At 63.4% G+C, this 22,343-nt stretch carries 21 protein-coding genes; 15 read left to right on the forward strand and 6 right to left on the reverse strand.

Annotated features, from left to right (window positions below; all coding sequences use genetic code 11):
• Positions 1-680 (forward strand): sugar-binding transcriptional regulator (locus NKH59_RS14425; RefSeq protein ID WP_353022196.1); only part of this gene is annotated, 680 nt, incomplete at its 5' end.
• Positions 681-755: 75 nt separating this feature from the next.
• Here the strand turns inward: NKH59_RS14425 and NKH59_RS14430 are convergent.
• Positions 756-941 carry a hypothetical protein gene (locus tag NKH59_RS14430; protein WP_023676996.1) on the reverse strand — a complete coding sequence of 62 codons (186 nt, stop codon included), beginning with the start codon at positions 939-941 and terminating at the stop codon, positions 756-758.
• Between the two features lie 110 nt (positions 942-1,051).
• On the opposite strand from NKH59_RS14430, the gene gcvA (NKH59_RS14435) reads away from it, so the two are divergent.
• The 9 genes from gcvA (NKH59_RS14435) to NKH59_RS14475 all read left to right on the forward strand — a co-directional run bounded on the left by gcvA (NKH59_RS14435) (position 1,052) and on the right by NKH59_RS14475 (position 10,963).
• On the forward strand, positions 1,052-1,963 hold the full coding sequence (gene gcvA, locus NKH59_RS14435; RefSeq protein ID WP_292662413.1) for a transcriptional regulator GcvA: 912 nt from the start codon (positions 1,052-1,054) through the stop codon (positions 1,961-1,963).
• 212 nt (positions 1,964-2,175) lie between these two features.
• Positions 2,176-3,486, forward strand: a complete 1,311-nt coding sequence (locus NKH59_RS14440; protein WP_352814026.1) for an ABC transporter substrate-binding protein — start codon at positions 2,176-2,178, stop codon at positions 3,484-3,486.
• Positions 3,487-3,600: 114 nt separating this feature from the next.
• A complete protein-coding gene (locus NKH59_RS14445; RefSeq protein WP_023676993.1) occupies positions 3,601-4,473 on the forward strand; it encodes a carbohydrate ABC transporter permease in 873 nt (290 codons plus the stop codon).
• A gap of 11 nt (positions 4,474-4,484) precedes the next feature.
• Positions 4,485-5,309, forward strand: a complete 825-nt coding sequence (locus NKH59_RS14450) for a carbohydrate ABC transporter permease (protein ID WP_023676992.1) — start codon at positions 4,485-4,487, stop codon at positions 5,307-5,309.
• A gap of 51 nt (positions 5,310-5,360) precedes the next feature.
• Positions 5,361-6,365, forward strand: a complete 1,005-nt coding sequence (locus NKH59_RS14455; protein ID WP_023676991.1) for an ABC transporter ATP-binding protein — start codon at positions 5,361-5,363, stop codon at positions 6,363-6,365.
• The gene (locus NKH59_RS14460; protein ID WP_352701857.1) at positions 6,362-7,132 is read left to right on the forward strand and encodes an L-iditol 2-dehydrogenase; all 771 of its coding nucleotides are present in this window, start codon (positions 6,362-6,364) and stop codon (positions 7,130-7,132) included. The genes NKH59_RS14455 and NKH59_RS14460 overlap by 4 nt, the downstream gene beginning before the upstream one ends.
• 70 nt (positions 7,133-7,202) lie before the next feature.
• A complete protein-coding gene (locus NKH59_RS14465; RefSeq protein WP_352996099.1) occupies positions 7,203-8,681 on the forward strand; it encodes a mannitol dehydrogenase family protein in 1,479 nt (492 codons plus the stop codon).
• Positions 8,682-8,696: 15 nt separating this feature from the next.
• Positions 8,697-9,380: an HAD family hydrolase gene (locus NKH59_RS14470; protein WP_353022198.1), complete on the forward strand. Its 684-nt coding sequence runs from the start codon at positions 8,697-8,699 to the stop codon at positions 9,378-9,380.
• Positions 9,377-10,963: an FGGY-family carbohydrate kinase gene (locus NKH59_RS14475; protein WP_353022200.1), complete on the forward strand. Its 1,587-nt coding sequence runs from the start codon at positions 9,377-9,379 to the stop codon at positions 10,961-10,963. Before NKH59_RS14470 ends, NKH59_RS14475 begins: the two co-directional genes overlap by 4 nt.
• A 13-nt stretch (positions 10,964-10,976) precedes the next feature.
• Here NKH59_RS14475 and NKH59_RS14480 read toward each other — a convergent pair whose 3' ends face one another.
• Positions 10,977-11,558 carry a histidine phosphatase family protein gene (locus NKH59_RS14480; RefSeq protein WP_353022280.1) on the reverse strand — a complete coding sequence of 194 codons (582 nt, stop codon included), beginning with the start codon at positions 11,556-11,558 and terminating at the stop codon, positions 10,977-10,979.
• A gap of 232 nt (positions 11,559-11,790) precedes the next feature.
• Between NKH59_RS14480 and NKH59_RS14485 the strand changes: the two genes are divergently transcribed.
• Positions 11,791-13,194, forward strand: coding sequence for an MATE family efflux transporter (locus NKH59_RS14485; protein ID WP_352814018.1), 1,404 nt, complete (start codon positions 11,791-11,793; stop codon positions 13,192-13,194).
• Between the two features lie 38 nt (positions 13,195-13,232).
• Here the strand turns inward: NKH59_RS14485 and NKH59_RS14490 are convergent, their stop codons facing one another.
• From NKH59_RS14490 to speB, 4 genes are all read right to left on the reverse strand, one after another.
• The gene (locus tag NKH59_RS14490) at positions 13,233-13,859 is read right to left on the reverse strand and encodes an amino acid ABC transporter permease (RefSeq protein WP_352701849.1); all 627 of its coding nucleotides are present in this window, start codon (positions 13,857-13,859) and stop codon (positions 13,233-13,235) included.
• Entirely contained in the window at positions 13,856-14,524 is a 669-nt protein-coding gene (locus tag NKH59_RS14495; protein WP_353022202.1) for an amino acid ABC transporter permease, read from the reverse strand. Before NKH59_RS14495 ends, NKH59_RS14490 begins: the two co-directional genes overlap by 4 nt.
• 6 nt (positions 14,525-14,530) lie before the next feature.
• Positions 14,531-15,340 (reverse strand): transporter substrate-binding domain-containing protein, encoded by an 810-nt coding sequence (locus tag NKH59_RS14500; protein ID WP_353022204.1) that lies wholly within the window; start codon positions 15,338-15,340, stop codon positions 14,531-14,533.
• A gap of 136 nt (positions 15,341-15,476) precedes the next feature.
• Positions 15,477-16,538: an agmatinase gene (speB, locus tag NKH59_RS14505; protein ID WP_353022205.1), complete on the reverse strand. Its 1,062-nt coding sequence runs from the start codon at positions 16,536-16,538 to the stop codon at positions 15,477-15,479.
• 183 nt (positions 16,539-16,721) lie between these two features.
• Here speB and gcvA (NKH59_RS14510) point away from each other — a divergent pair, with 183 nt between their 5' ends.
• The 4 genes from gcvA (NKH59_RS14510) (at position 16,722) to NKH59_RS14525 (ending at position 22,263) form a co-directional block, all read left to right on the forward strand.
• Positions 16,722-17,696: a transcriptional regulator GcvA gene (gene gcvA, locus NKH59_RS14510; protein ID WP_023676980.1), complete on the forward strand. Its 975-nt coding sequence runs from the start codon at positions 16,722-16,724 to the stop codon at positions 17,694-17,696.
• Positions 17,697-17,888: 192 nt separating this feature from the next.
• Entirely contained in the window at positions 17,889-19,193 is a 1,305-nt protein-coding gene (pncB, locus tag NKH59_RS14515) for a nicotinate phosphoribosyltransferase (protein WP_352472380.1), read from the forward strand.
• Between the two features lie 163 nt (positions 19,194-19,356).
• Entirely contained in the window at positions 19,357-20,796 is a 1,440-nt protein-coding gene (locus tag NKH59_RS14520) for a hypothetical protein (protein WP_353022207.1), read from the forward strand.
• Between the two features lie 162 nt (positions 20,797-20,958).
• Positions 20,959-22,263, forward strand: coding sequence for an ABC transporter substrate-binding protein (locus NKH59_RS14525; RefSeq protein WP_352472378.1), 1,305 nt, complete (start codon positions 20,959-20,961; stop codon positions 22,261-22,263).
• Positions 22,264-22,343 lie beyond the last annotated feature (80 nt).

The raw sequence follows: 22,343 nt of genomic DNA on the forward strand, positions 1-22,343 counted from the left end.
CCCCCGCCCCCGGCGGCGCGGTGGGGGGGCCGGCCTTGTTCCACCGCCGGCGCGGGGCGCGGGGCCCGATCTTCAGGGCCTTCGGCACCGGCCGCACGCTGAAGGCCGCGATCGAGCAACTGCCGCCGATGGAATGCCCGCAGCACAAAGTGGTGTCGCTGACCGGCAACATCTCGCCGGACGGCTCGGCGGCCTTCTACAACGTCATCTTCACCATGGCCGACAGGGTCAAGGCGCGTTCGTTTCCGATGCCTTTGCCGGTCATCGCTTCCTCGCCCGAGGAGCGCGAGATGCTGCTCAGCCAGCCGATGATCCAGCCGACGCTGGCGCTTGCGGCCGAGGCCGACGTCACCTTTGTCGGCATCGGCGATCTCGGCCCGAAGGCGCCGCTTTACGAGGACGGCTTCATTTCGGAGGGTGAATTAAAGGCGCTGCAGAAGGCCGGCGGCGTCGCCGAGATCGTCGGCTGGGTATTCGATCGTGACGGCCGCATGATCGAGGGCATCACCAATGATCGAGTGTCGTCGGCACCGCTGCCGTCGCGCGAAAAGTCGCTGGTGATCGCGCTTGCCATGGGCGACCGCAAGCTGCCGGGCATCTTCGCCGCCGTCAACCGGCGGCTGGTCAACGGCCTCGTCACCGATGAGCGGACCGCCGCCGCCTTGCTGGCGGGCGCATGATCTCCGAGCCGCTGGCGGTCGGAAACGATCATGTGAAATCGAAACGCATCTGAATCCCCGATAAAACGAGCGTCACTACTGGTGCCGGCCGCAAGGATCGTTGCCGTCGAGAAAGCCCATGTCGCGCTGCAGATGCGGCGGCAGCTCCCGGACGTCGAGATAGGCCCGTTTCCGCGCCGCGTGCCTTGCCAATCCCCGCGCCAATTGTGAAAACCAGCCATGGGCTGGAGCAAGAAGCAGCTTTTCCTGTATTGTGGTCATGATCGTCAGCCTTCGCTATCTCTAGGCGTAATTGATCTTCAATACGAAATATCGGTAGGACCGGCCGGTGCCGCCAATCAAACGTCGATCACTGCCCATAAGGAGGGCTTATGCCGGAGCTCAATTCACGACAGCTGGTTTCGCAGCTTCCTCCGCTTCAGGCGATCCGGGTGTTCGAGGCGGTGGCGCGGCATCTCTCGTTCACCAAGGCCGCCCAGGAGCTTGGCATGACGCAGGCGGCGGCAAGCTATCAGATCAAGCTTCTGGAGGAGCGCATCGGTGCGCCCCTGTTCTTGCGCCAGCCAAAACAGATCGTGCTGACCGAACCCGGCCAGCGCCTGGCGCCCGCGGTCAGCGAGGCGTTCGCGCTGTTGAGCGGCGCCTATGCCGCCGCGCGCACCGGCGCCGACGGCGTGCTTTGCGTTTCGACGCTGCTGACATTTGCCTCCAATTGGCTGGCGCAGCATCTCGGTTCGTTCCAGGTCGCGCATCCGTCGCTGGCGGTGCGCGTCGATACTTCGAACAGGGTTGTCGACTTTGCCAGAGAGGATATCGACATCGCCATCCGCTCCGGCGGCGGCAACTGGCCGGGCGTCGAGACCCATATGCTTTTCAGGGCCGATTTCACGCCGGTCCTTAGTCCAAAGCTCGCGGCAAGCATCGGCGGCGTCAAGGAGCCGGCCGACCTGCTGCGGCTGCCGATCCTCGACCCGGGTGACATCTGGTGGCGGGACTGGTTTGCCGCCGCCGGCCTGCCGGTCGAGGAGCTGGCCAAGCGTCCCGGCACCAGCATGGGCGCGCAGGCCTACGAGGCCAATGCCGCGATTGCCGGCCACGGCGTGGCGATCGTTACCAAGGCGCTGTTCAAGACCGAACTTGCCGACGGCCGCCTGATCCAGCCCTTTGATCTGGTCGGTGACGACGGCCACGCCTATTGGCTGGTCTATCCGACGGCACGACGCAACGTGCCGAAGATCCGCGCCTTCCGCGATTGGATCCTGAGCGAGATCGCTTGCCAGTAGGCTGAATCCCAGCAAGCCCGAGCAAAGCGCCGGGCCCAATCAGCCCGGCCGAATCCTTCGTCAGACATGCCGCAAACGTCCCAGGCTTGCCGCTGCACAAGACCCGGCGTGCTGCGCTGCAGCAACGAATCCGTCTTGACATAATTCATCGCAAGTGAGTAATTGCTCACAGCCAAGGCAAATGCTCATCTTGGTTTATGGGAGGAATTTTGATGAAACTTCGCACGTTCACCCTAGGCCTGTTCTCGGCCAGCGCCCTCGCTTTCGCCGCGCATGCCGAATCCATCACCATCGCCACGGTCAACAATGGCGACATGGTCCGCATGCAGAAGCTGACCGACGACTTCACCGCCAAGAATCCCGACGTCCAGCTGCAGTGGGTCACGCTCGAGGAAAACGTCCTGCGCGAGCGCGTCACCACCGACATCGCCACCAAGGGTGGCCAGTACGACGTGATGACCATCGGCACCTATGAAGTGCCGATCTGGGCCAAGCAGAACTGGCTTTTGCCGCTCGACAAGCTCGGCGACGATTACGACGTCAAGGACATCATCCCGGCCATAGCCGGCGGCCTGTCGGTCGACGGCAAGCTCTACGCAGCCCCGTTCTACGGCGAAAGCTCCTTCGTCATGTACCGCAAGGACCTGATGGAAAAGGCCGGGCTCAAGATGCCCGATGCACCGACCTGGGACTTCATCAAGCAGGCCGCCGACAAGATGACCGACCGCGCCAACGGCGTGAACGGCGTCTGCCTGCGCGGCAAGGCCGGCTGGGGCGAGAACATGGCCTTCCTGACCGCCATGTCGAACTCGTTCGGCGCGCGCTGGTTCGACGAGAACTGGAAGCCGCAATTCGACCAGCCCGAATGGAAGAACACGCTGCAGTTCTATGTCGACCTGATGAAGGCCGACGGCCCCGAGGGCGCGTCGTCCAACGGTTTCAACGAAAACCTGGCGCTGTTCCAGCAGGGCAAATGCGGCATGTGGATCGACGCTACCGTCGCTGCCTCCTTCGTTTCCGACCCGAAGAACTCCACCGTCGCCGACAAGGTCGGCTATGCGCTGGCGCCGGACAATGGCCTCGGCAAGCGCGGCAATTGGCTGTGGGCATGGTCGCTAGCCATCCCCGCCGGCACGCAGAAGGCCGACGCCGCTCAAAAGTTCGTATCCTGGGCAACCAGCAAGCACTATGCCGAGCTCGTCGCCTCGAAGGAAGGCTGGGCCAACGTTCCGCCGGGAACGCGCTCGTCGCTCTATGCCAATCCCGAATACCAGAAGGCAGCACCTTTCGCCAAGATGACGCTGGACTCGATCAACTCCGCCGATCCGACGCACCCGACCGTCAAGCCGGTGCCTTATGTCGGCGTCCAGTTCGTCGCCATTCCTGAGTTCCAGGGTCTCGGCACCACCGTCGGCCAGCTCTTCTCGGCGGCACTTGCCGGCCAGTCGAGCGTCGACGATGCCTTGAAGCAGGCGCAGGACGCCGCCACCGCGACGATGACCGAAGGCGGTTACATCAAGTAAGCTCCTCCCGGTGCCGGTTGCCAATGGCGACCGGCAACGGCCGCCCGAATCCCAGTTCGGGCGGCCAGCTTTCACACCGCTGAAAAACTTGGCCGACCTCGAAGGGTGACCGTCATGGCTACTCAGCAGACCCGTTCGCTTGCCCGTTTCATGATGGCGCCATCCGTGGTGCTGCTGCTGGTCTGGATGATTGTGCCGCTGGCATTCACGCTGTGGTTTTCCTTCCAGCAATACAACCCGCTCAATCCGATGCGCGACGGCTTCGTCGGGTTTTCGAACTACGCGCTGTTCTATTCCAACCCGGCATTCCTGCAGTCGATCCTCAACACGCTCACCATCGTCGTCAGCGTGCTTTTGATCACGGTGATCGGCGGTATTCTGCTCGCCCTTCTGCTCGATCAGCCGATGTGGGGACAGGGCATCGTCCGCATCCTTGTCATCTCGCCGTTCTTCGTCATGCCACCGGTGGCAGCACTGGTCTGGAAGAACATGATCATGCATCCGCAGTACGGGGTTTTCGCCGATATTGCGCGCTTCTTCGGCGGGCAGCCGATCGATTGGTTCGGGCAGCACCCGCTCCTGGCGATCATCATCATCGTTGCCTGGCAATGGCTGCCGTTTGCTACGCTGATCCTGTTGACCGCGCTTCAGTCGCTCGACGTCGAGCAGAAGGAAGCCGCCGAAATGGACGGCGCCGGCTTCATCAGCCGCTTCATCTATTTGACGCTGCCTCACATGTCGCGCGCCATAACCGTCGTCATCCTGATCCAGACGATCTTCCTGCTGTCGGTCTATGCCGAGATCCTCGTCACCACCAACGGCGGCCCGGGTTACGCCTCCACCAACCTGCCCTTCCTCGTCTATCAGAAGGCATTGCTGGAGTTCAAAATCGGCCAGGCGTCCGCCGGCGGTATCATTGCCGTCATTCTCGCCAACATCGTTGCTTTCTTCGCCATGCGCGCTGTCGGCAAGAACCTGGATAAATAAGGGAGGATAAGATGGCACGTGCAGTCACCACCCAGCACAAGACGATTGCTACCGCGGCCGCCTGGATCGTCGCGCTGCTGATCTTCTTCCCGATCCTCTATACGATCATCACCTCGTTCAAGTCGGAGCAGGAGGCTATCCAGGGCTTCAACCTGTTCCCGTCGGGAACCACGGAGAGCTATTCCGAGGTCCAGGCGCAGAACGGCTATTTCAAATTCTTCCTGAACTCGGTGTTCCTGTCGGTCGGCTCGACCATCCTGGCTCTGCTCGTCGCCATACCGGCGGCATGGTCGATGGCGTTTTCGCCGGGCAAACGCACCAAGGACATCCTGATGTGGATGCTTTCCACCAAGATGATGCCGGCCGTCGCCGTGCTGTTTCCGATCTATCTGATCTTCCGCGATACCGGTCTGCTCGACAGCCGCATCGGCCTGATGGTCATGCTGATGCTGATCAACCTGCCGATCGTGGTCTGGATGCTTTACACCTATTTTCGCGAGATCCCGGGCGAGATCCTGGAAGCGGCGCGCATGGACGGCGCATCGCTCTGGAACGAGATCATCTACGTGCTGACGCCGATGGCGGTCCCCGGCATCGCCTCGACCATGCTGCTCAACATCATTCTCGCCTGGAACGAGGCGTTCTGGACGATCCGGCTGACCACCACCGAGGCCGCGCCGCTCACCGCTTTCATCAGCTCCTTCTCCAGCCCGCAGGGGCTGTTCTGGGCCAAGCTTTCGGCCGCCTCGACGCTGGCGATCGCGCCGATCCTGATCATGGGCTGGTTCAGCCAGAAGCAGCTGGTTCGAGGCCTGACATTCGGTGCGGTAAAGTAGCGGGCATCGCCTGACGCAAAACGAAAAGATAGCCCTTCGGGGGAGGAAACCATGGGAAACATCACGCTCAAGAACGTCTCCAAATCCTTCGGGGCGACGTCCATCATCCCCGGCCTCGATCTGGTCATCGAGGACGGAGAGTTCGTCGTCTTCGTCGGCCCGTCGGGCTGCGGCAAATCCACCCTGTTGCGTCTGATCGCCGGTCTCGAGGATACCAGCGGCGGCACCATCATCATCGATGGTCGCGACGTCACCGGCGAGGCGCCGGCCAAGCGCAAGCTGGCTATGGTGTTCCAGTCCTATGCGCTCTACCCGCACATGACGGTGGCCAAGAACATCGCCTTCCCGCTGAAGATGGCGGGCGAGGACCAGGCGACCATCGACAAGAAGGTGAAGGACGCCGCGCGGATCCTGAACCTCACCAACTACCTCGACCGCCGCCCCGGCCAGCTCTCCGGCGGCCAGCGGCAGCGCGTCGCCATCGGCCGCGCCATCGTGCGCCAGCCGTCGGCCTTCCTGTTCGACGAGCCTTTGTCCAATCTCGACGCGGCGCTGCGCGGCACCATGCGGCTGGAGATCAGCGAGCTGCATCACCAGCTCAAGACAACCATGGTCTACGTCACCCACGACCAGATCGAGGCGATGACCATGGCCGACAAGATCGTCGTGCTCAATGCCGGCAATATCGAGCAGGTCGGCTCGCCGATGGAGCTCTATAAGACGCCGAAGAATCTGTTCGTCGCCGGCTTCATAGGTTCGCCGAAGATGAACCTGATCGAAGGCGCGCCGGCCGCCAAATATGGCGCCAAGACAGTCGGCATCCGCCCGGAGCATATGAACATTTCGAAGACGTCAGGCGACTGGAAGGCGACGGTCGGGGTTGCCGAGCATCTCGGCTCCGACACGTTTTTGCACGTCCAGGCGGATGGTGTCGGGCAGCTGACGGTGCGTGCCGACGGCGAGTTGGCCGCCCATCATGGCGATACGATCTACCTGACGCCGGAAAAGGCCAAGCTGCATCGTTTCGGCGCCGACGGGAAGGCGATGCTGCAATGAGGCTCCGGGGTAAATCGGCGCTGATTACCGGATCGGCGCGCGGCATCGGCAGGGCGTTTGCCGAAGCCTACATGCGCGAAGGGGCGACGGTCGCGATTGGCGACATCAATCTCGAAGCCGCCGAGAAGACGGCTTCGGAAATCGGCCGCAACGCCTACGCGGTAAAGCTCGACGTCACCGATCTCGCGTCTATCGATGAGGCCGTCAAGGCGGTCGAAGCCAGGGCCGGCGGCCTCGATATCTTGATCAACAACGCTGCTTTGTTCGACCTGGCGCCGATCGTCGAGATCACCAAGACAAGCTACGACAAATTGTTTTCGGTCAACGTCGCCGGCACGCTGTTTACGTTGCAGGCCGCCGCCCGTTCGATGATTGCCCGCGGCAAGGGCGGCAAGATCATCAACATGGCAAGCCAGGCCGGGCGCCGCGGCGAGGCGCTGGTCGCCGTCTACTGCGCCACCAAGGCGGCGGTCATCTCGCTCACCCAGTCGGCAGGGCTCGACCTGATCAAACACCGCATCAACGTCAATGCCATCGCCCCGGGTGTCGTCGACGGCGAGCATTGGGACCATGTCGATGCATTGTTCGCCAAGTTCGAGAACCGGCCGAGGGGCGAGAAGAAGAGGCTGGTCGGCGAAGCCGTGCCTTATGGCCGCATGGGCACGGCGCAAGACCTCACCGGCATGGCGGTGTTCCTGGCCAGCGATGAGGCCGAGTACATCGTCGCCCAGACCTATAATGTCGATGGCGGCCAGTGGATGAGTTGAGGGGGCGAAGGCGCTCTTCCCCCCGTCTCCTCCACGGGGGGAAGAGCCGTCCCGCTAAAGGGTAAAGCAGATGACCGTGAAACTCTCTTCTTCCATCCTCGCCAAGCTGCCGCCCAAGGTCGCCGGCCCGAAATATGATCGCGCCGCGCTCAAGGCCGGCATCGTGCATTTCGGCGTCGGCAATTTCCATCGCTCGCACCAGGCCGTCTATCTCGACGACCTGTTCAATTCGGGTGTCGGCCACGACTGGGCCATTGTCGGCGCCGGCGTCTTCGAAGGCGAGAAGGTCGGCCGCGGCAAGCTGCAGGAGCAGGACTGGCTGACCACCGTGGTCGAGCAGGACAGCGGCCATATGAGCGCGCGCGTCACCGGCGTCATGATCGACTTCCTGGTGCCGGGCGATGCGGCCGCAATCGTCGAACGGCTTGCCGATCCGGCGATCAAGATCGTCTCCCTGACCATAACCGAGGGCGGCTATTTCATCGATCCGGCATCCGGCGTCTTCAATCCGACACATCCCGACATCGTTGCCGACGCTGAGCCGGGGGCGACGCCGAAGACCGTCTTCGGCCTCGTTCTCGCCGGGCTGCTGCGCCGCCGCGCCGACGGTATCGTGCCCTTCACAATCATGTCCTGCGACAACATTCCCCATAACGGCCACGTCACCTCAGATGGCGTCATCGGCCTTGCGCGGCTGATCGACGAAGGTTTGGCAAACTGGGTGAGCGAGAACGTTACCTTTCCCAATGGCATGGTCGACCGCATCACGCCGGCCACCACCGACCGCGAGCGCGGCATTCTCTCCAGCGAGTTCGGCCTCGACGACAATTGGCCGGTGTTTTGCGAACCGTTCAAGCAATGGGTGCTGGAGGACCGTTTCACCGACGGCCGCCCGCCGCTGGAAAAAGTCGGCGTGCAGTTCGTCAGCGACGTCGCGCCCTATGAGCTGATGAAGATCCGCATCCTCAATGGCGGCCATGCGACCATCGCCTATCCGGCCGGGCTGATGGACATCCATTTCGTCCATGAGGCGATGCAGGAGCCGCTGGTACGCGGCTTCCTCGACAAGCTCGAGCATGACGAAATCATCCCGACCGTGCCGCCGGTTCCGGACACCGACCTCGAAGATTACTACCAGCTCATCGAGCACCGCTTCTCCAATCCGAAGATCGGCGACACCATACGCCGGCTTTGCCTCGACGGCTCCAACCGCCAGCCGAAATTCATCATCCCGACCATCACCGACCGGCTGAAGGCTGGCAAAAGTGTCACCGGCCTTGCGCTGGAATCGGCGCTCTGGTGTCGCTACTGCTTCGGCACGACGGATTCCGGTGCCGTCACCGAGCCCAACGACCCGAACTGGGGCCGGTTGCAGGCGACGGCCAAGGCGGCCAGGGACATGCCTGCCGCCTGGCTTGCCATGGAGGACATCTATGGCGATGTCGGCCGCTCGCCGCCGTTCGCTGAAGCCTTCGGCCAAGCGCTGAGACTGCTGTGGGCGGACGGCGCGCGCGCGACACTGACGCGCTATCTCGCCGGCGACCTCTGAAGCCGATCCAGCGCGATGACGCCTGAACTGGTCATTTTCGACTGTGACGGCGTGCTGGTGGACAGTGAGATGCTGTCCGTCTCGGCATTGCTGGAGATGATCGCGCTTGCCGGTGGCAACGTCAGCGAGGACATTGCCTACGAGCACTTCCTCGGCAAGAGCATGAAGAGCGTCCGCGAAATCCTCGCAAGCGACTTCGGGCTCGATCTCACCGAGCAGCATCTGACCGAGATGCGCTCCGAACTGATGCGCAGATTCCGCGATGAGCTGAAACCGATGCCAGGTATCGCACAGGTCCTGCCGAGGCTCGGCGTACCGTGCTGCGTCGCCTCCTCCGGCACCCTGGAACGCATCCGCTATGCGCTCGCCGTCACCGGGTTGCTTGGGCTGCTGGAGCCGCATTTGTTCAGCGCCGCCATGGTGGCGCGGGGCAAACCGGCGCCCGATCTCTTTCTCCATGCAGCAGATAAAATGAGAGCGGCCCCGCGAAACTGCCTCGTCGTCGAGGACAGCCCGGCCGGCATCGAAGCGGCGCGGGCGGCCGGCATGCGCGTCCTTGCCTTCACCGGCGGCTCGCACACCGGCAACCCGGCATTGAAAGCGCGGCTTGCGTCGAGTGAGCCGGACTTTATATTCGCTGACATGCTGCAATTGCCCGATCTGATTGCAGGCCTGGGAGCGAGAGCAAGAACACCTTGACCAACAGTTTCGTTTGCGCGGTCGATGTCGGCACCGGAAGCGCTCGTGCCGGCATTCTCGACACCGGTGGCGCCTTGCTCGGCCGCGCCGAGCACCCGATCGCCATGCAACAGCCGAAGGCCGATCATGCCGAGCACGATTCGCAGGATATATGGTCGGCGGTGTGCATGGCCGTCCGCGCTGCCCGCGAAAAGGCGGGCGTGCGGGCCGAGGATATCGTCGGCATCTCCTTTGATGCCACCTGCTCGCTGGTGGTGCGAGACCGGCATGGCGGCCAGCTCAGCGTGTCCGTCACTGGTGAAAGGCGCTGGGACACCATTGTCTGGCTCGACCACCGCGCAATTGCCGAGGCCGACGAATGCACTGAAAGCGGCCACGCTGTGCTCGACTATATCGGCGGCGTCATGTCGCCGGAAATGGAGACGCCGAAGCTGATGTGGCTGAAGCGCAACCTGCCCGGAACATGGAACGAAGCCGGCTATCTATTCGACCTCACCGACTTCCTCACCTGGAAGGCAAGCGGCTCGCTCTCCCGTTCACAATGCACGCTGACCGCCAAATGGACCTATCTAGCCCATGAAGCGACCGGCTGGCGGCGCGACTTCTTCGAAGCCGTCGGGCTCGGTGATATCTTTGAGCACGGCAACCTGCCGGAAAAGGCAAGCCCGGTCGGTGCCGATATCGGCCCGCTCGGCGCGCAAGCCGCGACGGAGCTTGGCCTCACCGAAAAATGCCGGGTCGGCGCCGGCGTCATCGATGCCTATGCCGGCGCGCTTGGCGTGCTCGGCGGTTTCGCCGGTGACGCAACGAACATCGGTCGCCATCTGGCCCTGATTGCCGGTACGTCGAGCTGCGTCATGGCGATGTCGACCGATCCGCAGCCTTTCGCCGGTGTCTGGGGCCCATATTATGGCGCAGCCCTTCCCGGCCTGTGGCTGTCGGAAGGTGGCCAGTCGGCCACCGGCGCGCTGCTCGACCACATCATCCGCTGGCATGGCGCCGGCGGCGAGCCGGATGCCGCCATGCATGCCAGGATTGCCCACCGCGTCGCCGAGCTGCGCGCCGCCGAGGGCGACAACCTCGCCGCAAGGCTGCACGTGCTGCCCGATTTTCACGGCAACCGCTCCCCGCTCGCCGACCCGCATGCCGTCGGCGTCATCAGCGGGCTGACGCTGGATGCCTCCTTCGACAGTCTGTGCAAGCTCTACTGGCGCACCGCCGTCAGCGTCGCGCTTGGCGTCCGTCATGTGCTGGAAGCGCTGAACGAGAACGGCTATCTGATCGACACGCTGCACGTCACCGGCGGCCACACCAAGAACCCGCTGTTGATGGAGCTCTATGCCGATGCCACCGGCTGCACGGTGGTCGAGCCGCTGGCGGACGAGGCGGTGCTGCTCGGCACCGGCATGATTGCCGCCACCGCGGCCAGGCTTTTTCCCGATTTGAACGCTGCCTGCGTCGCCATGCAACAGGGCGGCAGGACGCGAGAGCCCAATCCGGCTGCCGCCGGCCGGTTCGATCGCGACTACCGCGTGTTTCTCGAAATGCACAGGCAAAGGCAGGCGCTGGACGCGATCCGATAAATCGGATCGGTTGCTATCTCTGGTTCCAGCGCCGGATGACCGGCTCGTCAAGGTCGTGCTCATAACCGAGCACGCTTATGCTGGCGGTATCCAGCACGAAAAACGCGCCGGCTTGCGGCGGCAGGCCGAGCCAGCGTGCGGCCAGCACTCTAAGGAAATGCGAGCTTGAGAAGACCAGGACATTGCTGCCGACCTCGCGCAACCGGCTGACGATCCGGTCCGCCCTCGAGCCGACATCCGTGGCGGACTCGCCGCTCGGGCAGCCGTCGCGAAAAAGACGCCAGCCGGGGCGCTCGGCGAGGATTTGCTTGGTGGTCAATCCCTCATAGGCACCATAATCCCACTCCGCCAGATCGTCCTTCTTCACGCCTGACGAGCCGAAGCCGGCCAGCGCACAGGTGTTGAAGGCGCGCTGCGACGGGCTCGACCACACCGCCGAGACGGAGAGGCCCTTGAGCCGGTCAGCGATCCGCCTTGCCGCTTCCTCGCCGGCCGGCGTCAGCGGTATGTCGGTTCGGCCAGTATGTTTTCCGGACGCACTCCATTCCGTCTCGCCATGCCGAACCAGATAGATTTCGGGAAACGTGCTCATCAGGCTGCCTTTCAAATGGATCTGCCGCGACCATAGCGGCTTCCATAGCCTCTCCAACAGCCTGCATGGAGCTGACTGGCTTAACCCTTCCGCAAGTCAGCCTCTTGCCACCGGTGCCTATTTCATAGACAAACTCGCCGTAATGCGGAATCCGGCCGATCATGGCCGTTTCCGCGCTGAGACGCGGCTTCCGGCTCTTGCCGACGTGCCGCAATCGGATAGGCGGAAAACTAGAATGTCTGCGATCGAAGCCGACGCTCGCGCGCCGGAAAACCTTTGGCGTCGGGAAATCAGGGCGATGCTGGCGCTCGCCTGGCCGATGGTGCTGACCAATCTCGGCCAGACCGCGATGACCGCTACCGACGTCATGATGATGGGACGGCTGGGGCCGGACACGCTGGCCAGTGGTGCGCTTGGTGCCAACCTCTACTTCATGCCGCTCATCTTCGGGCTCGGCCTGATGCTGGCGACCTCGCCGATGATGGCGACCGAGCTCGGCCGCCGTCGGCACTCGGTGCGCGACCTGCGCCGCACCGTGCGCCAGGGTCTGTGGCTGGCGATCCTCATTTGCATTCCGATATGGGCCCTTCTCTGGCACGGCGAGAGCGTGTTGCTGGCCATGGGTCAGGAACCGGCGTTGGCGCACCAGGCCGGCATCTATCTGCGCTGGCTCGAATGGGCGGTGCTGCCCTTTTTCGGCTACATCGTCCTGCGCTCGTTCATTTCGGCGCTGGAGCGGCCGGGCTGGGCACTGATCATCGTTTTCGTTGCCGTCGCCTGCAATGCCTTCTTCAACTGGCTGTTCATGTTCGGCAATCTCGGCATCCCTTCGATGGGCATCGCCGGCTCCGGCCTTGCCACCACTCTGTCCAGCACGCTGATGTTCGCCGGCATGGCGATGGTGGTGATGCTTGAGAAGAAGTTCCGGCGCTATCGTCTGTTCGGACGCTTCTGGCGCGCCGATTGGCCGCGCTTCAAGGGCCTGCTGCGGCTCGGTCTGCCGATCGCCGGCCTGCTGGCGTTCGAGGTGACGATCTTCAACGCGGCGGCCTTTCTCATGGGCCTGATCGATGCGGCTTCGCTTGCCGCCCATGCGATCGCCATCCAGATCGCCTCGATCACCTTCATGGTGCCGCTCGGCCTCAACCAGGCGGTGACGGTGCGCGTCGGACTTGCCCACGGCGCCGGCAATCCGGAAGGTGTCAGCCGGGCTGGCTGGACCGCCTATGTCGTCGGTGTCTCCTTCATGGCGCTGATGGGGCTAGTGATGATCCTGTGGCCGCATCTCTTGATCGGCGCCTTCATCGATCTGGGCAATCCGGCTAATGCCGAGGTGGTGGCGCTTGCCGTGTCGTTCCTCGCCTTTGCCGCGCTGTTCCAGGTTTTTGACGGTGCGCAGGCGGTCGCCAGCGGCATGCTGCGCGGCCTGCACGACACCAAGGTGCCGATGATCTATGCCGCGATCGGCTATTGGGGCATCGGGCTGCCGCTCGGCGTGCTGCTGGCCTTTCGTTTCGGCTTCAACGGCGTCGGCATCTGGATCGGCCTGTCGTCGGGACTGGCGGTGGTTGCGGCACTCCTGCTGGTGCGCTGGCTGCGGCGTGACAGGATCGCGCCGCCGCTGGTATTCGGGCGTTGAATTGCTGGTTGCCCGCTCAGCGGGCCGCCGCCCGCTGCTCAAAGCGAACGTGCGTATTGCGTCAGCGGAAAGCACATGATGAAGAAGATCAGCGCTACCAGCCCATAGACTTTGAATGGTTCGAAGGTCGCATTGTTGATCGCGTTGGATGTCCTCACCAGCTCCTCGAAACCGATGATCGAGGTCAGCGCGGTCGACTTGATCAGCTGCACCAGGAAGCCGACGGTCGGTGCGCGGGTGATCGAAAACGCCTGCGGCAGGATGATCAGCCGGAGTTCCTGCAGATAGTGCAGGCCGAGGCTGGCGCCGGCGTCCCACTGGCCGCGCGGCAGCGCATCGACGCCGCCGCGCCAGATCTCGGCGAGATAGGCGCTGGCGAAGAAGGTCAGGCCAAGCACCGCCGCGGTCCACGGCTCGATGCGCAGGCCCAGCATCGGCAAGCCGAAGAACATCAGGAAGAGCTGCATCAGCAGCGGCGTGCCCTGGAAAAGCGCGATGTAGCCGGAGGCAAACCGTCGCGCCCATTTATTCTTGGCGATCCGGAAGAACAGCACGATCATGCCGACCACGGCCCCGCCGACAAACGCGGCCAGCGACAAGAGCACCGTCCAGCGCGCCGCCAGCAGCAGGTTGCGCAGAATGTCCCAGAAGGTGAATTCGATCATGACACGCCGGCTCCGAGAAGCCGGCGCCCGCCGCCGACCAGCAGCCGGCGCAGCCCAATCGACAGGGCGAGATAGACCATCGTCACCACGAAATAGGTCTCGAAAGCCCGGAACGTGCGCGCCTGCAGCATGTCGGCTTCATAGGTCAGCTCGCGAACGGCGATCTGCGATACCACGGCGGATTCCAGCATCATGATGACGATCTGGCTGGTCAGCGCCGGATAGATCACCTCGAGCGCCTGCGGCAGCACGATCTTGATGAAGACCTGGCGCGGCCTGAGCCCAAGCGCCAGTGCCGCTTCCGTCTGCCCGGGCGGCACCGCGTCGAGCCCGGCGCCAACGATCTCGATCGTATAGGCGGCCATGTTGAGCGTCATCGCCAACATGGCTGCCAACACCGGATCGAGCCTGACGCCGATGCTGGGCAGCCCGAAGAAGATGAAGAACAGCTGCACCAGGAACGGCGTGTTGCGGATCACCTCGACATAGACGCCGATCGCCCGCTTGAGCAGCAGCGGACCGTTCCGCCGCCCTGCCGCGCCGAGGATGCTGAGCAACGTTCCCGCCAGCGTGGTGACAGTGATCAGCAGGATCGTCGTGGCCGCGCCGCGCGCGATCGCCCCTGTCGCCCCGGCAAGCCAGCCGAAGTCGAGGCTATACGTCACCGGCGATCAATCCTTGAGATTGGCGGGATCGAGCGGTGTCTTCAGCCAGGCCTTCGAGCTTTCGTCCAGTTTGCCGTCGGCCAGCATCTTGGCGACCGCATCGTTGACCGCTTGCTTGAGGCGGTCTTCCTTCTTGTTGAGGCCGATATGCGAGGGCGAGGTGAGAAGCTGGAATTTCTGCTCCGGCTTCAGTTCCTCCTGCCGGGCGAGCACCTGGGCGCCGACATCGTTGCCGACCACCATCAGTTGGGTCTGGCCCGAGATGAAAGCCTGGATGACGGAATTATAGTTGTCGAAACGGCGGATGTCGGCCGAGGCGGGTGCCGCCTCGGTCAGCGAGGTGTCCTCCAGCGTGCCGCGATTGACGGCGATCGACTTGTCGGCAAGGTCTTCCTTGCCCTTGACCGAGAGTGCTGCCGGGCCGATGACGGCGATGTAGTAGGGTGCGTAGGCGGCGGCGAAATCGATCACCTGCTCTCGCTCCTTGGAGTAGCCGACGCTCATCAGCAGGTCGACGCGCTTGTCGGTCAGGTACGGAATGCGGTTCTGGCCGGTCACGCTGACCAGATTGAGCTTGACCTTGAGCTGGTCGGCGATGGATTGCGCCACGTCGATGTCGTAGCCCTTGATGCTCATGTCGGCGCTGGCCGAGGAAAAGGGCGGGAAGTCGGAAAAGATGCCGACATTGATGGCGCCGGCCTTGGCTATGTCATCGATCGCGTCGGCATTGGCGGCCTGGATGGTGAAAGCAAGACCCGTCGCGCCGAGCATCAGCACGGCGGCGATGGACGATTTGAGTTTCATGTGAAGTGTCATTGTCATTCCCCTGCTGGAAGCTTGTTTGTTTGAGTGCAACCGCCGGCTCCAGCGCGGCGGTCGCCTTTGGATTCTCTAGTGGACCATGATCTTCTCCGAAAACCAGTTCCCACTTTCGGGATCATGGTCGAGCGTGTCAGCCCGCCTTGCCGGTGATTGCCGGGCTGAAGACCATCAGGCTGAGGATCTCGAACAGCACCTGCGCGCCGGCGTGCGCCGTGTTGGTGGTCGCGTCGTACTGCGGTGCCACCTCGACCACGTCGCCGCCGACGATGTTGAGTCCCTTCAGGCCGCGCAGCAGCTCGAGCACTTCGCGCGTCGTCAGCCCGCCGACTTCCGGTGTGCCGGTGCCCGGCGCGAAGGCCGGATCGATGCTGTCAATGTCGAAGGAGACATAGGTCGGGCCGTCGCCGACTATCCTGCGCGCCTTCTCGATAATGGCGGGAATGCCGAGGCCGGTCACCTCTTCGGCATGCACGACGGTCATGCCGGACTCATAGGTGAACTCCCACAGATATTCGGCCGAGCCGCGAATGCCGATCTGGATGGTGCGGCTCGGGTCGAGCACGCCGTCCAGCACCGCGTTGCGGAACGGCCCGCCATGGTGGAACTTGGTCATGTCGAACAGGCCGCTGGTATCGCAATGAGCGTCGATATGGATCATGCCCACCGGCGCCTTCTTGCCGACCGCCTTCAGGATCGGGTGGCTGATCGAATGGTCGCCGCCGACAGACAAGGGCAGGACGCCGGCGTCGACGATCTGGTTGGTGCGGCGTTCGATGTCGTCATGGCTGGTCTCCGGCCGGTAGCGGCTCTGGAACGGCACGTCGCCGATGTCGGCGACCTTCAGCTCATGCGTCGGTGCGCATTCCAGCACATGATTGTAGGGGCCGATGCGCTCGATGGCGCGCAACGCCCTTGGCCCGAAACGGGCGCCCGGCCGGTTGGTGACGCCCAGATCCATCGGCACACCGATCATCGCCACCTGCAGATCGCCGAAATCCGGATTGTCGGCGGCGATTTCACGATAGGGCGCCGCGAGGAAGGTCGGGATGCCGGAATAGGGCGCCAGTCGCGTGCCGGTCTTGGAGAAGATCTTGTCGGCGACACGCTGGAATTTCGGGTCGAACATTTCGCCGCCATGGCTCTCGCCGTATTTGCGGCGCAACGCTTCGAGCTTGCCGCGGTCGTAACCCATGTCGGTCCTCCATGGCTGGTGCGGCGCGCGGGCGGCGGCCTCGATAGCCGCAGCCGCCGGCTGCCTGCAGATTTCACGTCTTGATGCAATGCCTGGGCAAAGTGTCCCGTAGCTGCATTGAAAAATCAATTGATATTGTTAGCGTGTTATCTGTGAGAAAATCTCACAGAGCCTAGGGTCCAAATGGCCAAGCGTTTGCCACCGCTCAACCCGCTGCGCGCCTTCGAGGCGACGGCGCGCCACGCCTCGCTGAGCAAGGCGGCGGCTGAGCTCAACGTCACCCACGGCGCCATCAGCCATCAGATCAAGGCGCTCGAGCAATCGTTGGGTGTCAAGCTGTTCGAGCGTGCCGGTCAGCGGGTGAAGCTGACGCCGCACGGCGCCGAGTTGCTGCCGGCGGTGTCGACCGCCTTCGACGGCATTGCCGCCGCCACGCAGCGCATGACGAGACCGGCCAGCACCGGCGTTCTCTCTGTATCCTGCGTGCCGGCGCTACTGTTGCTGTGGATGATCCCGCGGCTGGGCAGCTTCACCTCGCAATATCCGGATATCAGGCTGACGCTGATCCCATCCAATGATGCCAAGGACGTCCGCGCACCGCACATCGATGTCTGCGTGCACTATGGTGACGGCAGCTGGACCGACTGCTGGATGCGCAAATGGTCGGGCCTCGAACTGTTCCCGGTGGTCAGCCCGACGCTGATCAACAACCGCCCGATCCGCACCGTCCGCGACCTCGCCGATCACGTCTTCCTGCATGGCGACGACGGCCGCGAATGGCATACCTGGCTGGCCGCCGCCGACGCGCTGGACCTCGAGCGCGGCCGTCGCCATCATCTCGGCGATGCGCGGATGGCGACCGAGGCCGCGGTTCACGGCCATGGCGTGGCGCTCGGCGATACGGTGACGGCAAGCGGACTGCTCGCCAGGGGCCTGCTTGTCGCCCCGTTCAGTCTTTCCGTGCCGGCCGTCGACGATTTCTACGTCGTCTGCCGCAACGAGATGCGGTCGGCGCCGATCGTGCAATTGTTCATCGACTGGCTGTTTGCCGAGAAAGAACAGGCCGACCGCCGCGCTGACGCACCGGTGGCAGGCCGCATCGGCATTCGCCGCAAGCGTCCGGCGCTCAAGGTGGTCGGCGCCAAGACCGCATCCTGAGGCGGAAACTGCCGTAGGCGCCGCTTGCAGCAGGGGCTTCTTTTTGTCGGGCCAGCCCGCAAAGCGGGAGGCGCGTTCAAAAATTCGATGCTAAGAGGCATTTGGAGCAATTCCAGGAAAAGTGCGCAGCGGTTTTCCGTCCGGAATTGCGCTAGACAAAAGCTAGAGCGAGCAACGAAGGCGCATTAAGCGATGGCAAAGACCGATATAGCGCGGCGCGTCTACAATCACACCTGGAAGCTCGACCCGATCGTCCGCAGCTTGCTCGACACCGATTTCTACAAGCTTCTGATGCTGCAGATGATCTGGGGCATGTATCCCAAGGTCGACGCCACCTTCTCGCTGATCAACCGCACCACCTCGGTCCGCCTTGCCGAGGAGATCGATGAGACGGAGCTGCGCGAGCAGCTCGACCATGCCCGCACCTTGCGCTTCTCTAAGAAAGAGATGATCTGGCTCGGCGGCAACACCTTCTATGGCCGCAAGCAGATATTCGAACCGGAATTCCTGGCCTGGCTGGAAAATTTCCGGCTGCCCGAATACGAGCTTTCCAAGCGCGACGGCCAATACGAACTCGCCTTCAGCGGTCCGTGGATGTACACGACGCTGTGGGAGATCCCGGCGCTGGCAATTATCAATGAACTTCGATCTCGCGCGGCCATGCGGGCGTTCGGGCCGTTCGCGCTCGACGTGCTCTATGCCCGCGCCAAGGCCAAGATGTGGGCCAAGACCGAGCGGCTGAAGGCGCTGCCCGGCATCCGCATCTCGGATTTCGGCACCCGCCGCCGTCATTCTTTCCTGTGGCAGCGCTGGTGCGTCGAAGCGTTGAAGGAGGGCATCGGCGAGGCCTTCACTGGCACCTCCAACGTGCTGCTCGCCATGGACAACGATCTCGAGGCGCTCGGCACCAACGCGCATGAACTGCCGATGGTGTTCGCCGCGCTCACCAATTCGGAAAAGGAATTGAAACGGTCGCCCTACAACGTGCTGCAGGACTGGCAGCGCTACTACGGCGGCAACCTGCTGATCGTACTGCCGGACACCTTCGGCACCGCGGCGTTCCTGCGCGATGCACCGGACTGGGTCGCCGACTGGACCGGCTTCCGCCCCGACAGCGCGCCGCCGATCGAAGGCGGCGAGAAAATCATTTCCTGGTGGCGCGAAAAGGGCAAGGACCCCAAGCAGAAGCTGCTCATCTTCTCGGATGGGCTGGAGGTCGAGACCATCGAGGAAACCTACCGCCACTTCCGCGGCAAGGTGCGCATGTCCTTCGGCTGGGGCACCAACCTGACCAACGATTTCGAGGGCTGCGCGCCGACCGAGACCAACCGGCTAGACGCCATCTCGCTGGTCTGCAAGGTCACCGAAGCCAACGGCAGGCCGGCGGTCAAGCTTTCCGACAATCCGGCCAAGTCGACAGGCGACGAGAAAGAGATCGAGCGCTATTTGCGCATCTTCGGCCAGAAGGACCGCGTGGAGCAGTTGGTGAAGGTGTGAGGTAGGGGAACTCTTGCGCAGTATGAGTTCCTTCGCGCCCCCCTCTGTCCTGCCGGACATCTCCCCCGCGAGGGGGGAGATTGCGCCCTCATTGCTGCTTTCGCCAATTGCTGAAGTTGCAGAAGGAGAGCCGACGGCGGAACCGCCGATCTCCCCGCTTGAGATGTCCGGCAGGACAGAGGGGGGCGCTGTAGAGCGCTGCATTTCGGCAATCAGGCCCTTTCCCGGCCTCGTCGCTTCCTTGGCATTCCCATCCACGCCCGCCTTCGCCCACGCCTCCGACCGCGGCCATGTCCTGCTGCTTCCCACCGGCTACTACGTCGTCGGTGGCGCGCTCGCGGTTGCCGCCAGCTTCCTTGTCCTGGCTCTACTGCCGCCGGACCCCCTCGACCGCTTCTGGCGCAAACGCCTGCCGCTTTTTGCCTTCGGCGACGGCGCGCGGACTGCCGTCAGCCTGGTATCCTTTGCCGGCTTTGCAATTCTGATTGCCGCCGGCCTGTTCGGCAGCCGCGATCCGCTTTCCAATCCGCTGCCGCTGACCGTATGGACGCTGCTCTGGGTTGGCCTGGCTCTGTTGCAGGGGCTCGCCGGCGATCTCTGGTCGTGGCTCAACCCCTGGTACGGGCCATGCCGCGTCGCCTCGCGCCTGTCCGGCAGAACGCAGCCGTATCTGCTCCCCCAACGGCTCGGCTATTGGCCGGCTTTCCTGCTGTTCTTCGCCTTCGCCTGGTTCGAGCTGATCGACCCTGCGCCCGACGATCCGGCGCGGCTGGCCTGGGCCGCCGGCGCCTATTGGCTGCTGACCTTTGCCGCCATGCAGGTCTTCGGATATCGCGACTGGAGCCTGCGCGGTGAGTTCCTGACGGTGTTCTTTTCCATGGTAGCGCACTTCGCCATCATCGAGCGCAACGAAGACGGCCGGCTCAAACTCTGCTGGCCGGGTGCCAAGCTGCTCGGTGGCGCGCCGCTACCGCTCAGCGGCGTCGCTTTCCTGCTGCTTGCGCTGTCGTCTGTGTCCTTCGACGGCCTGTCGAAAACCTTCTTCTGGCTAGGCTGGTTCGGCATCAATCCGCTGGAGTTTCCTGGACGCACCGCTTTGATCGGCATCGGCAGTTTCGGTCTTGTGCTGAGCTTTGCCGTGCTTGCGGCCGTGTTCGCGCTAGCCGTCTTTCTTGGCCAGCACCTTGCCGGCAGCAACCATTCGCTCGGTCACGCCGCCGGGCTTTTGGCCTGGTCGATCGTACCGATCGCGCTCGCCTACCACTTCGCGCATTATCTGACGGCGCTGCTGGTCGACGGCCAATATGCAATTGCCGCTCTCTCCGACCCGTTTGCGTTTGGCTGGAACCTGTTCGGTACCGCAGACATGTCAATTGAAGCCGGCGTTGTCGCCGGCGCCGGCTCGGCGTGGTGGCTGTGGAACCTCCAGGCCGGCGTCATCATTGGCGGCCACATGCTTGCTGTGCTTGTCGCCCATGGCTTGGCCTGGCGGCTGCACGCCATTCCGGCTCGCGCCGCGCTCAGCCAGTTCCCGCTCACCGTGCTGATGATCGCCTACACCGTCCTCGGCCTATGGCTGCTTGCGACGCCGAGCGCCGGATGAACGAGGTGTGCGATGGCCGTCAATCGAACCTTGGGGAAAGCTCGCTTGCCACGTCAGAGCTTTGGTGATTTAGTTTGTACACATGCAATTTTCGCCCCTCTTAACAAGAGTGGCCTGCCTGCTACAGCCATTGGTCAAAGCTCAAAAACAAGGGGAACTGCCGTGACTGACAAGAATGGGTTTTTCGATCTCTCCAGATCCGCTCTCACCCGCCGCACGGCGCTGAAGGGCCTTGCCGCCGGCGCCGGTCTTGCCGTCGCGCCGGGTTTCGTGCGTTACAGCCAGGCGCAGAACTCGGCGCCGATCAAGATCGGCTTCCAGTCGCACCGCACCGGCATCGGCGCCGCCTATGGCCGCTGGTACGAGAAGACCACAGCGGCTGCCGTCAAGGCGATCAACGATGCCGGCGGCATCAACGGCCGACCCGTCGAGGTGATCATTGAGGATGACGGCACCGATCCCGGCCGGGGAGCCGAAGTCGTCGGCAAGTTCGCCTCTCAGCACAAGACCGATATCGTCTACGGCACGCTGTTTTCGCATGTCGTCATCGGCTCGGCGCCGGCCGCCGGCGAGGCCAAGATGCCCTATTTCGTTGTCAGCGAAGGCCACCACGTCGCCTCGACCAAGTTGAACCGCTACGTCTTCCAGCCCGGCATCACCGATGTGAAGAGCCAGATCCAGTCGATGGCGCCGTGGATTGCCGCCAATGCCGGCAAGAAGGTGACGCAGATCTTCCCCGATTTCGCTTTCGGCTACGACCATCGCGACTACCTGCCGCCGGCCCTGAAGGCGCAAGGCGCCGAGGTCATTGCGCAGATCGCGATTCCGCCGACGGAATCCTCCTTCACCAAATATTTCCCGCAGATCCCCGCAGAGACCGAGGTGATCTACCACGTCATGGTCGGCCCGGCGGTGCTCACCTTCGTCAAGGAGCTCGGCGAGTTCTACGGCTCCAATCGGCCGCAATTGTTCGGCTTCATCGATTCGCTCGAAGCCACCGACATCAACAGCCCCGGCCTCGAATTCCTCGACGGCAGCCATTTCTGGGAAGGCTCGCCGCGTTATGCGCAGCCCGATGACTCCCCTGCGCAGAAAGCCTACCGCGCCGCCGTCGGCATCGACGACAATGGTGCCGCCGTCGGCGACCCCAAGGACGTCTCCACCGCCGCGCATATGTTCGGCTGCTGGGAAACGCTCTACGTCGTCAAGAAGGCGATGGAGGATGCCGGCTACAAGGGCCCGGAAGACCGCGCCAAGCTGGTCGAGGCGACCGAGGCGTTGACCGAGTTCGCCGAGGGGCCGGAGCATCCGCAGGGGCCGAAAACCTTCAACGGCAAGATCCACCAGTGCTTTGGCATCCAGAACATCTCCAAGGTCGAAGGCGGCCGGCTGAATGTCGTCCACAAGACCAAGATCGAGGACGGCCTCTACGAGCCTGAGGGGGATTACACGACGCAGACGCTGTGAGCTTGGCTGCTGCAGCAAGCGTGAGCGCCAAGATACCCCCCTCTGGCCAGAGGGGGGTGCTTCGCGCATCCGCCGGTGCT

It is taken from the genome of Mesorhizobium sp. M0998, assembly GCF_040318885.1.
In the GTDB taxonomy this organism is placed as follows: Bacteria; Pseudomonadota; Alphaproteobacteria; order Rhizobiales; family Rhizobiaceae; genus Mesorhizobium.